This window comes from Hyphomonas sp. CACIAM 19H1, from assembly GCF_003325995.1.
GTDB classification, from domain to species: domain Bacteria; phylum Pseudomonadota; class Alphaproteobacteria; order Caulobacterales; family Hyphomonadaceae; genus Hyphomonas; species Hyphomonas polymorpha.
The window spans coordinates 1,815,898-1,830,201 of record NZ_CP016437.1 but is presented as its reverse complement, the minus strand read 5'-3'; the positions used below and the strand labels follow the sequence as shown (position 1 = coordinate 1,830,201).

Genomic DNA, 14,304 nt, shown 5'->3' with positions numbered 1-14,304 from the left:
GAAACCCATGTCGACAGACCTTCTCCCCCCGAACTGGCCCGCTATGTCGATCGCCCAGGCCAATGCCGCGCTGGCCGGGCCGGGATCGCCGCTGGAGCTCGAAGACGCCGAGATCCGCGGCGTCCGCATGAAGGTCTACAAGAACGCGCCGCCGAATATCCCTGTGATCCTGGAACTGGCTGCCCAGCAGTTCGCAGAGCGTACCTATCTCGTCTACCAGAATGAGCGCGTGACGTTTCGCGCCCTGAATCTCGCCGTGCGCAAGCTGGCCGCCGAGATGCGCGACAAATACGGCATCCAGAAGGGCGACCGGGTGGCCATCGTCATGCGGAATTATCCGCAGTGGCCGCTGGCTTTCTACGCCGCGCTGAGCCTTGGGGCGATCGCCACACCGATGAACTCCTGGTGGACGGCTGAGGAACTCGAATATGGCCTGTCCTTTGCCGGGGTAAAGCTGGCGGTGATGGACCTGCAGATTTATGAGCGCATCCGCGATCATCTGCACAAGCTGCCCGACCTGGAGCACATTCTGATTGCCCGGGACTCGGCCGAGGAGATTGCCGATCCGCGTGTCTCCTCGCTGGACGCAATTGTTGGCCATCCCAATGACTGGGGCAAACTTGCCGATGCCGGGCCCACGGGTGTTCAGATCGGCCCCGATGACGACGCGACGATCATGTATACGTCCGGCACCACCGGAAAACCCAAGGGCGCGCTGGCAACGCATCGCGCGGTGATCACCAACATGTTCAACTCTTCCGCCTGCCAGGCGCGTATGTTCCTGCGCAAGGGTGAACCTGTGCCGGCGCCCGATCCCGATGCCATGCGCGCGACGCTGATCTCCATTCCGTTTTTCCATGCGACCGGATCGTTTGCCATCCTGATCCCTTCGGCCCTGCGGGGCGACAAGGTTGTGTCGATGTATAAATGGGACGCAGGCGAAGCGCTGCCGATCATCGAGGGCGAAAAAATCACGGCGGTGGGCGGGGTTCCGGCAATTGCCTGGCAGATCCTGGAACATCCGGACAGGGACAAATATGATCTCTCGTCCATTCAGGCGATTTCCTATGGCGGCGCCCCGTCTGCGCCCGAACTCGTCTCCACAATCAAGAAACGTTTCCCTGAAGCAGCCCCCGGCAATGGCTGGGGCATGACGGAAACCTGCGCCACCGCAACGCTGAACATCGGCGAAGACTATGTGAACCGGCCCTCCAGCGCCGGGGCGCCGCCCGCTGCGGTGGAGCTCAAGATTTGCGATCCCGAGGGCAATGAAATGCCGGCCGGAGAGGTAGGCGAACTCTGGTGTAAGAGCGCGGCGAACTGCCGGCTCTACTGGAACCGTCCGGATGCGACGGCCGAGACCTTCCGCAATGGCTGGGTAGTGACCGGTGACCTTGCGCGCATCGACGAGGAAGGCTTCCTCTATCTCGTAGACCGGGCCAAGGACATGCTGATCCGCGGCGGCGAGAACGTCTACTGTATCGAGGTCGAGAGCGCGCTTTATGACCATCCCGCCGTAATGGATGCCGCGGTGGTCGGCATTGCGCACAAGGTGCTGGGCGAGGAAGTTGGCGCTGTGGTGCAGTTGAAGCCGGGCAAGACGGCGACAGAAGCGGACCTGCGCGCGCATGTGGCGGGGCAGCTGGCGGCATTCAAGGTGCCGGTGGAAATCCAGTTCCAGGACGAACCCCTGCCGCGCAACGCCAATGGCAAGATCCTGAAGGCGGACCTGCGGCAGCGTTTCAAGCCGAGAGCGTAGGCAGATGACCGTAGAGCGGCGGCGCATCGGAGACCGGCAGGTGCATCCTGTCGGTCTCGGCTGCATGAACATCATGCATTCGTATGGTCCGCCTGCGGATGAGCATGAGGCGAAAGCCCTCCTTGTCCGGGCGTTGGATATCGGCTGCGACTTCCTCGACACCGCGACGATCTACGGCCTTGGCCGCAGCGAGGAGCTGATTGGTGAGGCGCTCGGCAAGCGGCGGCAGGAATATTTCCTGGCGAGCAAGTGCGTGCTGGGCTTCAGGGAAAAGCAGCGCACGCTGGATGGGCGGCCCGAAGCCATCAAGGCGGCGTGCGAGGCCAGCCTGAAGCGGCTGCGCACCGATGTGATTGACCTCTACTATCTTCACCGGCCTGACCCCAAGGTGCCGGTGGAGGAGTCTGCCGGGGCGATGGCTGATCTTATCCGTGAGGGGAAGATCCGTTTCTATGGGCTCTCCGAAATGGGAGAGGACCAGCTGCGCCGGGCACACAAGGTGCATCCGGTCGCGGCGCTGCAATCGGAATACTCCCTATGGGTGCGCAATCCCGAGATTGCCGTCCTCGAGGCATGCCGAGAATTGGGGGTGGCCTTCGTCGCGTTCTCGCCAGTTGGGCGGGGCTTTCTGGCCGATCCGCCCGCCGACCCCTCAGCATTCCATGACACGGATATGCGCAAGGTATTGTTCCCGCGCTTCTCTGATGAAAACTATGCCGGAAATCTGCCGCTGCTGGAAACAGCCCGTGCGGTTGCCCGTGAAGCAGGGTGCAGCGTGGCGCAACTGGCGATTGCCTGGGCGATGGCCAAGGGCGATCATGTTCTGCCCATTCCGGGCACACGGAGCATCCGGCATCTGGAAGAGAACCACGCCGCCGCGGGGGTTCGTCTGACGGCGGAGCAAGTGTCGCAGCTGGACGCAGCCTTCGCGCCGGAACGGGCAGTTGGGCCGCGCTATTCGGCCGCCGGGCAAGCCAGCGTGACAACCGAGATGTTCGACTTCGAGAAGTCCCAGCATGGCGGATAAGCCACCGGTTGCGCTGGAAGATCGCGGCGCGGGCGGCGATGGGCGGCGCTATTCCCCCTCTGCCGCGCGGAACCGGGAGCCGATATGCGATGTGCTGAAAGCATATCTGGCGATGCCCGCGCGCGTTCTGGAGATTGCGTCTGGAACCGGGGAGCATGGCGCGTTCCTGGTCGAGGAACTGCCGGGGCTGGATTGGACCTATTCCGACATTGACCCGCCGAGTCTTGCGAGCCAGCGGGCCTGGCGCGGGGCAGACGTGACAGTCCGGCTGCATGGGCCGGTGGAGATTGATGCGTCATCTGAGGATTGGGAAGCGGCGGAACAGGCGGGGGCGTGGGACGCGATCTTCAGCGCCAATATGGTTCACATCGCGCCCTTTGAGGCAGCAAAGGGGCTGATTGCCGGGGCCAGACGGTTGCTGAAGCCTGGCGGAGCATTGTTGATGTATGGGCCCTTCGCCCGCGATGGTGTGATTGCACCGTCAAATGCTGCGTTTGATGCCAGTCTGAGGTCCAGGGATGCTCGCTGGGGTGTACGGGATCTGGACCGTGATCTCGTCCCTCTGGCACAGAAGGCGGGCTTGCAATTAGACGCGGTTGTCGAGATGCCCGCGAATAATCTGACCGTCGTTTTCCGGAACCCTTAAGCCTTCGGCGTCCAGTCTTCCGTATCGTGATCGGGGTGCTGGTTATTGCTGGCGCGGATGCGGGCGGCTTCTTCGGGCATGTCGTCTTCGGTGCTGCCGAAATCATCGAGCACTTCAAACTGATCCATCTGGGGTAGGCGCCCCTCCATGCCCAATTGGTAATTCAGGGGAATGGAGGCGGGATTGTCGAAAGCGCCAATGCTCATGGAGATGTGCTGGTTGTCTTCGTGGCGATAGTAGAGCGGTGTGCCACAATCCCGGCAGAAGCCGCGGCGGGCTTTTCCGGAACTATGAAATTCTGCCGGTGTTCCCCCCGTCCACTGAAAATCAGCATACGGGACACCCACTAGGGCAGCAAAGAAATTGCCCGTTGCCTTCTGGCACATGCGGCAATGGCAGACATGAGGATTGTCGCGCAAGCTGGCTGCGCGAAACCGGATGCGTCCACATTGACAACCTCCGGTTCGCATCATGGAGCCTACTCCTTGCCGCCGCCGAAGCGCTCAGTCCATTCCGCCACCTGGGCATCCTCGATCTTCTGGAAGAGAACATCCGGCGGGGTGATGGCGTGGCCCCGCGGAAGGGCATCAAGCAGGGCGGCAAAGTCCTCGGCCTTTGAGCCGCTGGGCATCTTGCGGTTTTCTTCCGGAATGCCGAGCGCATCGAGGATTTTCTTTGCCGCATCCGGAATGATCGGCTGGGCGATGATGCCGAAGAGGGCAGCGAGATTTATGCCCGCGCGCACGCCAACGGCGGCGCCATCCACGTCATTCTTGTATTTCACCCAAGGTTCTGCCTTGGTGAGGTATTCGTTGCCCGCTGCCCAGATGGCGCGTGTCTCGGCGGCGGCCTTGCGGAATTCCATCGCTTCGTAGAACTCGACAAGACGCGGCAGGCGCTCTGCCAGCTCGTTGGCCATCCACGCTTCGGCCTCACCAGGCGTGCCGGCTTCGGGCACTTTGCCATCAAATTTCGAGGCGCAGTATTTGGTGATCCGGTTGATGAAGTTGCCGAGTACGTTGGCAAGGTCGGAGTTCACGGCTGCCTGGAAGCCTTCCCAGGTGAACGCCGCGTCGGAGCCTTCCGGAGCGTTGGAGATCAGATACCAGCGCCAATAGTCAGACGGCAGAAGGCTCAGCGCCTGGTCCATGAACACGCCGCGCTTCTGGCTGGTGGAGAATTTGCCACCATACCAAGTGACCCAGTTGAACGCTTTCAGCTTGTCGACCGTTTTCCACGGCTCGCCAGAGCCCAGCAGCGTGACGGGGAAGCTGACCGTGTGGAAGGCGACGTTATCCTTGCCCATGAACTGGACGTATTCTGTCTGGTCGGCGCCTTTGTCGGTGAGCCAGAGTTTTTCCCAGTCATTGCCAGTGGCTTCGGCCCATTCCTGCGTGGCAGAGATGTAGCCGATCGGCGCATCGAACCAGACATAGAAGACCTTGTTCTCAAAGCCGGGGCGCGGATTGCCGTCAGCATCGGTGACTTTCACGCCCCAGCTGAGATCGCGCGTGATCGAGCGGGCGATCAGGCCTTCATCAAGCCATTTGTTGGCGATGGAAACCGCCAGCGAAGGCCAGTTCTTGCCCTTCTCGTTCACCCATTCGCGGATGCGATCCTGCATGCCCGTCTGTAGCAGGTAGAGATGGTCAGTATCCCGGATCTCGATATTCCGGCTACCGGTGACGGCCGAGTAGGGATTGATCAGGTCAACGGGGTCTAGAAGGCGGCCGCAGCTGTCACACTGGTCGCCGCGCGCCTTTTCGTAGCCGCAATGGGGGCAGGTGCCCTCAACATAGCGGTCCGGCAGGAAGCGGCCGTCATCGACGGCGTAAACCTGCTTTGAAGTGCGCACTTCGAACAGGCCGTTCTTTTCCAGCTGCTGGGCAAGATGCTGGGTAATCTTGTGGTTGGCCGGGCGAGACGTGCGGCCAAACCAGTCGAAGGACAGGTTAAAGCCTTCGCCGGCCGTGCGCTGGATCTCGTATTGCTCGTCACAATAGGCCTGCACGGTCTGGCCAGCCGCCTGGGCGGCGAGTTCGGCGGGGGTGCCATGCTCATCAGTGGCGCAGATATAGGTCACATCATGGCCCATCAGGCGCATCACACGGGCATACACATCTGCCGGAAGCATCGAGCCGGCAAGGTTGCCGAGATGCTTCACGCCGTTGATGTAGGGCAGGGCCGAGGTGATGAGGATGCGCCGTTGCTGGGTCATGGGGCCTTTTCAGAGCCTTTCTGTTGGAGAACGCGCCTTTTAACGCCCTCGCCGGTAAAGGAAAGCTCTAGGCGCGGCCCCAATAGGTAACGCGCCTCAGCAGGACTTCCAAAGGCCCGCGCGCCGCGAAGCTGCGCCAGATACCTGTGAAGGCGAGGGAGGCAAGCCCTACGCCGAGCGCTGTCAGGATCGCCTCAGCCGCGCTCATGCGCCCGAACTGATCCAGGCCATAGCCCGCGAAGAGGAAGGAAAGGAGGAGGGATTGCAACAGGTACGCCGTCAGGGAGGCCGACCCCGCACGCGCCAGAAACCGGCGGATGGGGCCGGGGCTGCCCTGAGAGGCCAGCGCTATGATGCCCGCATACCCAAAAACAGAGAATACCGAGAAGGCCATCAGGACCGCCCCGGCCAGCATGTACTGGCTGGAAACGATCGTTTCGGCGCGGGTCATCAGGCTGGCCGCCCAGAGGCTGCCCAGCAGGCCGACGGGCAGGAAAACCCAGCGCGACAGCTTCCAGATACGCGCCTGCGGCTGGTCAATCACGCCAGCCTTTGCGGCGGCAAGCCCGAGGCAGAAGAATCCGAAGACGGCGATCCCCTGCTGGATCAGCACGCTGGGCAGGACAAGGGGAAGCTGTGACAGGCGCCAGGCCGCCGCGTCCAGGAAGCTGCCCTCCGTAAAGGCGCCGACCTGCGCGGCATCGGCGGCAGGGGCGCGCGCTTTCGCAATCTCTTCAGGCGCAAGGGCGTCCCCCGCGCCAAGCAGCGCACTGAATAGGAAGAGGATCAGCGTGTTGAGCGCGATCAGGCCAAGCCCCAGCCGCACCAGAGAGCCCGCCGGGACGCCCCGCAGGGGAAAAAGCAGACAGCCCAGAAGGCCGTAGGTGATCAGGATGTCGCCATACCAGAAGAAGATGAAATGCAGGGCGCCCAGGACGATGAGCGCGGCCATCCGCCGGAAATAGCGCGCCCCGCCATCTGCGCCTGCGCGCGCCGCTGCCTCCAGCTGCCAGGCGAGACCGGCGCCAAACATCATTGCAAACAGGGGATAGGACTTCATCAGGAACAGGCCTGACATGGCCGTATATGCAGCGCGGTCGGCCGGGGCTTCCAGGCCTGTCCCGTAAAAGCCGTCCGTAGCCGGCGCAGCGAAGCCGGACACATTCACCACGGCAATGCCAATCAGGGCAAAGGCGCGCAGCAGATCGGGCGTCAGGGCGCGAGGCGGGGAGGGAGGCAATGCGGAAGGGCTTTCGAAACGTTAGCGAGCAGCAAAACAGCTCAACCGGCGCATGGCAAGCATAGCCAGAACCGGGGCGGCGCAAGGGGGACCGCAAGTCAGAATGCCCGCTTGACCCCTCCGGTGTTCCCCTGTAGCCACCGGCAAAGTGCCGGCTTAGCTCAGCTGGTAGAGCATCTGATTTGTAATCAGAGGGTCACGGGTTCGAGTCCTGTAGCCGGCACCACAGACCCGCTTTCCCAGCCAATTCACAGGGTGTGGGCATTATTGGGGTGATCTTGCGCAAGATACTGGCCGCAACCCGTTTTTCTGAAAGCTGTGCCCGCGCGCAGGCGCGCGCCATGCACCTTGCCGAAAAGACAGAGGCCGACCTGCTGCTTGTTCATGCAGGCGACGCAGATGCTCAGGATCAGCTGAACGATGCGGCGAAGGCGGCGGGCGCGGCAGCGCAGCTCAAAGAGGGCGATCCGGCCAAGGTTATCCTGGAGACCGCCCGCGGCGAAGAGGCGGAGTTGATTGTCGTCGGCGCGCCAGGGCGCCGCAACTTGCGGGAAATGCTCACAGGAACGAATGTCGAGCAGGTGATCCGGCAGAGCAGTGTGCCGGTGCTTATGGCGGTGAACGCTGAGGTTGGCCCGTATCGGCGTGTACTGCTGACGACGGATTTCTCGGAGGCCTCCGTGCTGGCAGCCACCAGCCTTTTCCGGAGCGGAATCGCCACCGGGGCGCAGGTCTATCTCTGCAATGTCTTCGACACACCGGCCATCCGTCTGATGACGACGGCAGGCACCACGACAGCCGACATCCAGCATTACATTGCCGAGCAGCAGAAAGCGTCTGCAGACAATCTGAAAGTCGTAGCGGAGCAGATGGGGCTTGCGCACAGCGGTGTTCTGCCCCGTTTGCAGCGCGGAACTGCGGCGCAGACGATATGTGCCGTGGCGCAGGAGATTGGCGCAGAGCTGATTGTGGTGGGCACGCAGGGCCATAGCGGCATCCGGCGCTTCTTTCTCGGCAGCGTGGCCGAGGAGGTTCTGCGCAAATCGCCAGTGGACGTGCTTGCGGTTCCCGCGCTGGCCTGAACCTGGGCTTCGTTTATCGGACAGTCTTCAGCTGGGTGGCCTCGATATTGTAGAGGCCGGGATTGAAGTTCGGGTCGTTGGTCAGGATGTAGGCGTCCTGATTGGTTACCCGCCAGGCATTGTCGTAGGTCGCATCAAGCTGCACCTGACGGCCATCGACAGGATCGTGATAGGTTTCCACCCCGCGAATGCCTTCAATGCTTTCCCGCTGTATGCGGTCGTCCGTTTCATCGGTCGTGTAGCGTTTGCTGGTGGGGCCATCCGAGCTGGTTTTCACGGGGTCCGGCATGTCATTGGCGCGGGTTGCCTCGGCCATCTTGCGATACGTTTCGATGTTGCGTCTGGTGGCGGCGGCGCCCCCGGCGACAATCATGGCGGCACGCTCCTCGGTGTTGCGTGCGGCCATCTGGCCGAGCTGGGCCTTGATAGCGAATAGCTTCTCCAGCCAATCAGCTTGCGGCGTGAGGGAGCGACGCACCGCTTCGGCAAGCGGGACGTTCAGCTGCCCCGTTGGGGCGACGGCGCCAAAAGTGCCTAGGGTGGCCGCGCTGAGCGTCTGCAATGGCGCGCCGCCCATGGGATTGTAGAGAGGCTCGGACATCATGAAGGTGGCCGTGACTGCAACCAGCCCCTGCATCTCGGCGCCGTTTTGTCCGCGGAACGTGAATTCCACTTCGCCGCCATCGGCCCAGACACGCATACCGACGCCCGCCTGATTTGCCATCATCTGCAGGTCATGCGCCTGCTGGGCGGCGGCTTTGGCATAGTCTTCCCGAGAGCGATAAGCGGTGAGCCGGGCATTGGGGAAGGAAGCCTGCACCCGGGCGCTGAGATATTGTTCAGCGCTGGTGAACGTGGCGTGGGGGCAGGTAGCGTTCATCGGTGTTGTGCTGGCCTGCCAGCCTTCGGTCGGGAAGATGAATATGCTGGAGGCGCCATCCGGGGAGGTTGCGCTCCAGTCCACGCCGAAAATGTCAGAGCAGCGATCTCGCTGCTGAACGATGCCGCCCTGCGTGGTCCAGCCATCGGGCACGAGAATGGTCAGCGCGTCCAGCGGCGCAATCACGCCGGGGTCGCGGATGATGGCACGCTGCAAAACAATTGCGTCAGCGGGCAGGGACTGGGGGATGGGCGCAGGCATAAGGGCGTCGGCCTCTGCTGTGGCAGGCTGGGCCAAGGCGGCAGGCGCCGCCAGGGCTGTCGTCATGACGAGAAATGTCAGCGCGGATGTGAGTGTTTTCACAGCGCATCTCCGTTGAGCGGCAGAGGGCGGGTAGAGGCCCTCACCAGAACAAGCGTGAGAATTGAGCCGAACAGGCCAACGGGATGTGCAGTTTTCTTGCAAAGGCAGCGCAGGAACGCCGCGTCAAGCGCGCCGTGTGGCCGGCCGGCTTCCTTGCAAGACACCGGAAAATGCGGCAAGCCCGCACCATCAAAAACGCCGTGACGGCGCGCAGATTGTGCTGCGGCTGCCGCATAGGCCCGATAAGCAGGAGGAGCGCGCGTGCGCGAAGTTCATCATTTTGTGAATGGCAAGACTGTCGCCGGCACGTCTGGCCGGTTTGGGGATATTTACGACCCCAATACGGGCGCGATTCAGGCACGTGTGGCGCTCGCAACGAAGGCCGAACTGGGCGCTGCGGTGGACGCTGCGACGGCGGCCTTTCCCGCCTGGGCCAGCACCAACCCGCAGCGCCGGGCGCGCGTGATGTTCGAGTTCAAGCGCCTGGTCGAAGCCAATATGGACGAGCTGGCGCATATGCTCTCGTCCGAACATGGCAAGGTGATTGCCGATTCCAAAGGCGACGTGCAGCGCGGCCTGGATGTGGTGGAGTTCGCCTGCGGCATTCCCCACCTTCTGAAGGGCGAATACACCGAAGGCGCCGGCCCAGGCATTGATGTCTATTCGATGCGCCAGCCGCTGGGCGTGTGCGCCGGCATCACCCCGTTCAACTTTCCTGCCATGATCCCGTGCTGGATGGCGACGGTGGCCATTGCCTGCGGCAATACCTTCATCCTGAAGCCTTCGGAAAAAGACCCGTCCGTGCCGATGCGCCTGGCAGAACTGATGATGGAAGCTGGCCTGCCCAAAGGCGTGCTCAACGTCATCAATGGCGACAAGGAAGCAGTCGACGCGATCCTGACCCACCCGGACATCAAGGCGGTCAGCTTTGTCGGATCGTCCGACATCGCACAATACGTCTATTCAACCGGCACGGCGCACGGCAAGCGCGTGCAGGCCATGGGCGGGGCGAAGAACCATGGCATCATCCTGCCGGACGCAAACCTTGAGCAGGCGGTAAAGGATATTGTCGGCGCGGCTTACGGCTCGGCGGGCGAGCGCTGCATGGCGCTTCCTGTGGCGGTCACCGTCGGCAATAAGACGGGCGACGAGTTTGTCGAGCGGATGCTTGAGGCTGCCCGCGCGCTCAAAGTCGGCGTTTCGACAGATCCTGAAGCTCATTACGGGCCGGTTGTTTCCGCGGCGCACAAGGCGAAGGTCGAAAGCTATATCCAGATGGGCGTGGATGAGGGCGCGAGCCTTCTGCTGGACGGCCGCGGGCTCAAGCTGCAGGGCAATGAGGGCGGATACTTCATCGGCCCGAACCTGTTCGACAATGTGAAGCCGTCGATGAAATCCTATCAGGAAGAAATCTTCGGCCCGGTGCTGCAAGTAATGCGGGTGGAAACGCTGGAAGAGGCCGCCGCGCTGCCTTCAAACCATCAGTATGGGAACGGATGCGCCATCTTCACCTCCAATGGCCGCGCCGCGCGCGAGTTTGCGGCGCAGGTGAATGTCGGCATGGTGGGCGTGAATGTGCCGATCCCGGTGCCCGTGGCGTATCACACCTTTGGCGGCTGGAAGCGCTCTGCCTTCGGAGACACCAACCAGCACGGCCCCGAGGGCGTGCGCTTCTACACCAAGATCAAGACCGTGACCCAGCGCTGGCCCGAAGGCGATATCGGCGACCAGGCGTTCGTCATTCCAACAATGGGATAATCCGATGACCGAATACAAGACGATCCAGTTTGAGCAGAAGGGCCGCGTGGCTGTCGTGACGCTCAACCGTCCCGATAGTCTCAACGCCCTCAATGCAGAGATCATGCATGAGGTTGTCGATTGCTTCATGGCGATTGACCGCAGCAGGGATATTGCCGTCAGCGTGCTGACAGGCGCGGGCCGGGCCTTTGCCGCAGGCGCCGACATCAAGGAAATGCAGCCGCAGTCTTTCTCCGACATGTATGTCGAGGATTATTTCGCCGGCTGGGACCGTTTTGCCGCCTCCCGCAAGCCGGTGATCGCGGCGGTCAATGGCTTTGCGCTCGGTGGCGGTTGCGAACTGGCGATGATGTGCGACATGATCATTGCGTCAGACAAGGCAAAGTTCGGCCAGCCCGAGATCAAGCTCGGCGTCACGCCGGGCATGGGCGGATCGATCCGGCTGACCAAGGCCGTGGGCAAGGCGAAAGCCATGGACCTGGTGCTGACCGGACGCATGATCGATGGCGCAGAGGCAGACCGGATCGGGCTCGTTTCCCGCGTGGTGCCGCATGACACGCTGATGGACGTGGCGCTGGCTGCCGCCAACGAGATTGCCGGCTTCTCCATCCCGTCGATCATGGCGGCGAAGGAGATGGTTGCCCGGGCGCTAGAACTTCCGACCACGGAAGGCGTCAAGTTCGAGCGCCGCCTGTTCCAGGGCCTGTTCGGCACCGCCGACCAGAAAGAGGGCATGGCCGCGTTCAGCGAAAAGCGCGCGGCGAAATTCGAAGACAAATAAGCAGCTGGCGCTGCAGGAGTATACATCATGGCGAAGATCGCTTTCATCGGCCTTGGCAATATGGGCGCAGGCATGTGCGCCAACCTGGTCAAGGCCCATCATGAGGTAGCCGCATTTGATCTGAGTGCGGACGCTGTCGCGGCGGCCGCAGAGCGAGGCGCCCGCGCAGCGATCTCGATTGCAGATGCGGTGAACGGTGTGGATGTTGTCGTCTCGATGTTGCCGGCTGGCAAGCATGTCCTGGGTGTCTATTTCGGCGCAGACGGCGTCGCTGAACATGCCCAGCAAGGCATTCTGTTTATCGATTGTTCGACCATTGCCGTCACCGATGCGCGGGAGGCTCATGAGAAGGCGGCAGAGGCGGGTTTCATGATGATCGACGCGCCTGTCTCCGGCGGCACCGCGGCAGCAGAGGCGGGCACACTGACTTTCATGGCGGGCGGAACCAGGATCGCTTACGAACTGGCCGAACCTATCCTGAAAGGGATGGGCAAGAATATCTTCCATGCCGGCGCAGCAGGGAACGGCCAGGCGGCGAAGATTGCGAATAACATGCTGCTCGGCATTTCCATGATTGGCACCTGCGAGGCGTTTAACCTCGCCGAAAAGTTGGGTCTTGATGCGCAGACCTTTTTCAACATCTCGTCTGTTTCCTCCGGCCAGTGCTGGTCGATGACGAGCTATTGCCCTGCGCCGGGCCCGGTGCCGACGTCACCAGCCAACCGCGATTACAAGCCCGGCTTCGCCGTCGCGATGATGCTGAAAGACCTGCATCTGGCCGCAGATGCTGCCAAGGCGGCGGGCGCTGACATCCGCCTCGGAGAACTCGCCGAGAGCATCTACCAGAACCTCTCCGAGCGCGGCTTTGATGGCCTCGATTTCTCCGGCGTGATGAAAGACCTCAAGGGGGATCTCTGAGCCATGCAGCAGGCGGAAGATTTCAGGGCCGAAAGCCGGGCGCTGCACGCGCTGGTTTCAGCCACAGCGCCGATCCGCTATGCCGAGCCGACGCAGTTCAAGGGCTGGGGCATTCATGATGTGCTCCAGCATCTGCACTTCTGGAACTGGATGGCCTATCTTCAGCTGGCGGACGAAGCCGAGTTGGTTCATCATCTGAAGACGATGGCCAGTTCCGGCAAATCCATGCGGGCTTATGAAAGCCAGGTGCTGGCCGGTCTCGATGGCTTTGCTCTGGTGGCCGAGTGGGAGAAGCAGTTTGAAGAGACGGCGGACCGTTTTGCGTCGGCCGATCCAAAGGCCCGCCTGAAATGGGCCGGACCGGATATGAGCGCACGCTCCTCGATCACAGCGCGCCTGATGGAAACATGGGCACATGGGCAGGAAATCTACGACCATCTCGGCGTCGTGCGCCGGAATGAAGACCGGATCGGCAATATCGTAACCCTCGGCGTCAATACCTTTGGGTGGACCTATGCCACGCGCCGCGAAAAGCCGCCGGGTGAGATGCCTTATCTGGTCCTTACGGCGCCCTCGGGCGCCATCTGGACGCATGGTTCGCCCAGCGACGCCGAGCGGATTGAAGGCAGGGCCGAGGAGTTTTGCCAGGTTGTCACCCAGACACGCAACATCGCCGACACCTCGCTGAAGGTGACCGGCTCCGTGGCGGCTGACTGGATGTCCAAGGCGCAATGCTTCGCCGGGCCGCCCGCAACGCCGCCCGCGCCGGGCAGCCGGCATACGGCCAAGTCTGAAACTCACTGAACACGCAAACGCCAAAGGAAACGCCCATGTCCATTCTGCTGTTGGAAAAACGCGGCCCCATCGCCGTGATGACGCTGAACCGTCCCGAAATGATGAACGCGCTCGGGCAGGAGGGGGACGGCCCGGCAGTGGCTGCCGTCTGCGCCGAGATTGCGGCTGATCCGCAGATCCGTTGCGCCGTCCTGACCGGCGCTGGCCGCGCATTCTCTGCGGGCGGTGACGTGAAGGCGATGAAGGAAAAGACGGGCGCGTTTGGCGGCAGCCCGGCGGATATCCGCGAAGGCTATCGCCGCAACATTCACATGATCGTCCGCTCCCTGTATAATATGGAAACGCCGCTGATTTCCGCCATCAACGGTCCGGCGATTGGCCTTGGCTGTGATGTCGCCTGCATGGCGGATATCCGGATTGCTTCAGAAACGGCAAAACTCGGCGTGACGTTCCTGAAACTGGGGCTCATTCCCGGAGATGGCGGCGCCTGGCTGCTGCCGCGCCTGATCGGCTCTTCCCGCGCCGCAGAACTATTGTTCACGGGCGACGTCATTGATGCGAAGACGGCAGCAGAATGGGGTCTCGTCTCCCGCGTTGTGCCGGCTGACAAGCTGATGGATGAAGCGATGGCCATGGCGGAGAAGATTGCGGGTCAGCCGCCTCAGGCGCTGCGCCTTGCCAAGACGCTGATGCGGCACGGGACGAATTCCTCCTATGATACCATCATGGAACTGTCGGCCGCGTCGCAGGCGCTGATGCACGAAACCGATGACCACATCGAGGGCGTCAACGCGATCCTTGAGAAGCGGACGCCTGTGTTCAAGGGGAAATAAAGAC

General features: G+C 62.2%; 13 protein-coding genes and 1 tRNA gene. 10 read left to right on the top strand and 4 right to left on the bottom strand.

Annotation, left to right across the window (positions count from 1 at the left end; translation table 11 throughout):
* Positions 1–7: 7 nt before the first annotated feature.
* The 3 genes from BBF93_RS08585 to BBF93_RS08575 are packed head-to-tail and all read left to right on the top strand — an operon-like array spanning position 8 to position 3,432.
* The gene (locus BBF93_RS08585; protein WP_035596197.1) at positions 8–1,759 is read left to right on the top strand and encodes a class I adenylate-forming enzyme family protein; all 1,752 of its coding nucleotides are present in this window, start codon (positions 8–10) and stop codon (positions 1,757–1,759) included.
* Between the two features lie 4 nt (positions 1,760–1,763).
* Positions 1,764–2,786, top strand: coding sequence for an aldo/keto reductase (locus tag BBF93_RS08580; protein WP_035596200.1), 1,023 nt, complete (start codon positions 1,764–1,766; stop codon positions 2,784–2,786).
* Entirely contained in the window at positions 2,776–3,432 is a 657-nt protein-coding gene (locus BBF93_RS08575) for a DUF938 domain-containing protein (RefSeq protein WP_035596203.1), read from the top strand. The genes BBF93_RS08580 and BBF93_RS08575 overlap by 11 nt, the downstream gene beginning before the upstream one ends.
* On the opposite strand, the gene BBF93_RS19940 is transcribed toward BBF93_RS08575, so the two are convergent.
* The 3 genes from BBF93_RS19940 to BBF93_RS08560 all read right to left on the bottom strand — a co-directional run bounded on the left by BBF93_RS19940 (position 3,429) and on the right by BBF93_RS08560 (position 6,890).
* A complete protein-coding gene (locus BBF93_RS19940; RefSeq protein ID WP_255417593.1) occupies positions 3,429–3,902 on the bottom strand; it encodes a GFA family protein in 474 nt (157 codons plus the stop codon). The two genes, BBF93_RS08575 and BBF93_RS19940, sit on opposite strands and share 4 nt — an antisense overlap.
* An 8-nt stretch (positions 3,903–3,910) precedes the next feature.
* Positions 3,911–5,650, bottom strand: coding sequence for a methionine--tRNA ligase (gene metG / locus BBF93_RS08565; protein WP_114105643.1), 1,740 nt, complete (start codon positions 5,648–5,650; stop codon positions 3,911–3,913).
* Between the two features lie 67 nt (positions 5,651–5,717).
* Positions 5,718–6,890, bottom strand: coding sequence for a DUF418 domain-containing protein (locus BBF93_RS08560; RefSeq protein WP_114105642.1), 1,173 nt, complete (start codon positions 6,888–6,890; stop codon positions 5,718–5,720).
* 150 nt (positions 6,891–7,040) lie between these two features.
* Here BBF93_RS08560 and BBF93_RS08555 point away from each other — a divergent pair.
* Positions 7,041–7,116: transfer RNA gene (locus tag BBF93_RS08555), tRNA-Thr, on the top strand.
* Between the two features lie 115 nt (positions 7,117–7,231).
* Positions 7,232–7,972 carry a universal stress protein gene (locus tag BBF93_RS08550; protein ID WP_162786487.1) on the top strand — a complete coding sequence of 247 codons (741 nt, stop codon included), beginning with the start codon at positions 7,232–7,234 and terminating at the stop codon, positions 7,970–7,972.
* A gap of 13 nt (positions 7,973–7,985) precedes the next feature.
* Here the strand turns inward: BBF93_RS08550 and BBF93_RS08545 are convergent, their stop codons facing one another.
* The gene (locus BBF93_RS08545; RefSeq protein WP_162786486.1) at positions 7,986–9,215 is read right to left on the bottom strand and encodes a hypothetical protein; all 1,230 of its coding nucleotides are present in this window, start codon (positions 9,213–9,215) and stop codon (positions 7,986–7,988) included.
* Positions 9,216–9,476: 261 nt separating this feature from the next.
* Here BBF93_RS08545 and BBF93_RS08540 point away from each other — a divergent pair, with 261 nt between their 5' ends.
* Genes BBF93_RS08540 through BBF93_RS08520 form a run of 5 tightly spaced genes read left to right on the top strand, consistent with a single transcriptional unit; the run spans position 9,477 to position 14,300 of the window.
* Positions 9,477–10,973 (top strand): CoA-acylating methylmalonate-semialdehyde dehydrogenase, encoded by a 1,497-nt coding sequence (locus BBF93_RS08540; protein ID WP_114105639.1) that lies wholly within the window; start codon positions 9,477–9,479, stop codon positions 10,971–10,973.
* Positions 10,974–10,977: 4 nt separating this feature from the next.
* Positions 10,978–11,754 carry an enoyl-CoA hydratase-related protein gene (locus tag BBF93_RS08535; RefSeq protein ID WP_114105638.1) on the top strand — a complete coding sequence of 259 codons (777 nt, stop codon included), beginning with the start codon at positions 10,978–10,980 and terminating at the stop codon, positions 11,752–11,754.
* Positions 11,755–11,781: 27 nt separating this feature from the next.
* A complete protein-coding gene (mmsB, locus tag BBF93_RS08530) occupies positions 11,782–12,672 on the top strand; it encodes a 3-hydroxyisobutyrate dehydrogenase (RefSeq protein WP_114105637.1) in 891 nt (296 codons plus the stop codon).
* 3 nt (positions 12,673–12,675) lie between these two features.
* Positions 12,676–13,476 (top strand): TIGR03084 family metal-binding protein, encoded by an 801-nt coding sequence (locus BBF93_RS08525; protein WP_035602436.1) that lies wholly within the window; start codon positions 12,676–12,678, stop codon positions 13,474–13,476.
* Between the two features lie 26 nt (positions 13,477–13,502).
* Positions 13,503–14,300, top strand: coding sequence for a crotonase/enoyl-CoA hydratase family protein (locus tag BBF93_RS08520; protein WP_114105636.1), 798 nt, complete (start codon positions 13,503–13,505; stop codon positions 14,298–14,300).
* Positions 14,301–14,304 lie beyond the last annotated feature (4 nt).

Bases quoted from the DNA above. Each gene is read 5' to 3' on its own strand.
- BBF93_RS08585 (WP_035596197.1), top strand. From the start codon at position 8: ATGTCGACAGACCTTCTCCCCCCGAACTGGCCCGCTATGTCGATCGCC.
- BBF93_RS08580 (WP_035596200.1), top strand. From the start codon at position 1,764: ATGACCGTAGAGCGGCGGCGCATCGGAGACCGGCAGGTGCATCCTGTC.
- BBF93_RS08575 (WP_035596203.1), top strand. From the start codon at position 2,776: ATGGCGGATAAGCCACCGGTTGCGCTGGAAGATCGCGGCGCGGGCGGC.
- BBF93_RS19940 (WP_255417593.1), bottom strand. From the start codon at position 3,902: ATGCGAACCGGAGGTTGTCAATGTGGACGCATCCGGTTTCGCGCAGCC.
- metG (WP_114105643.1), bottom strand. From the start codon at position 5,650: ATGACCCAGCAACGGCGCATCCTCATCACCTCGGCCCTGCCCTACATC.
- BBF93_RS08550 (WP_162786487.1), top strand. From the start codon at position 7,232: ATGCACCTTGCCGAAAAGACAGAGGCCGACCTGCTGCTTGTTCATGCA.
- BBF93_RS08535 (WP_114105638.1), top strand. From the start codon at position 10,978: ATGACCGAATACAAGACGATCCAGTTTGAGCAGAAGGGCCGCGTGGCT.
- mmsB (WP_114105637.1), top strand. From the start codon at position 11,782: ATGGCGAAGATCGCTTTCATCGGCCTTGGCAATATGGGCGCAGGCATG.
- BBF93_RS08525 (WP_035602436.1), top strand. From the start codon at position 12,676: ATGCAGCAGGCGGAAGATTTCAGGGCCGAAAGCCGGGCGCTGCACGCG.
- BBF93_RS08520 (WP_114105636.1), top strand. From the start codon at position 13,503: ATGTCCATTCTGCTGTTGGAAAAACGCGGCCCCATCGCCGTGATGACG.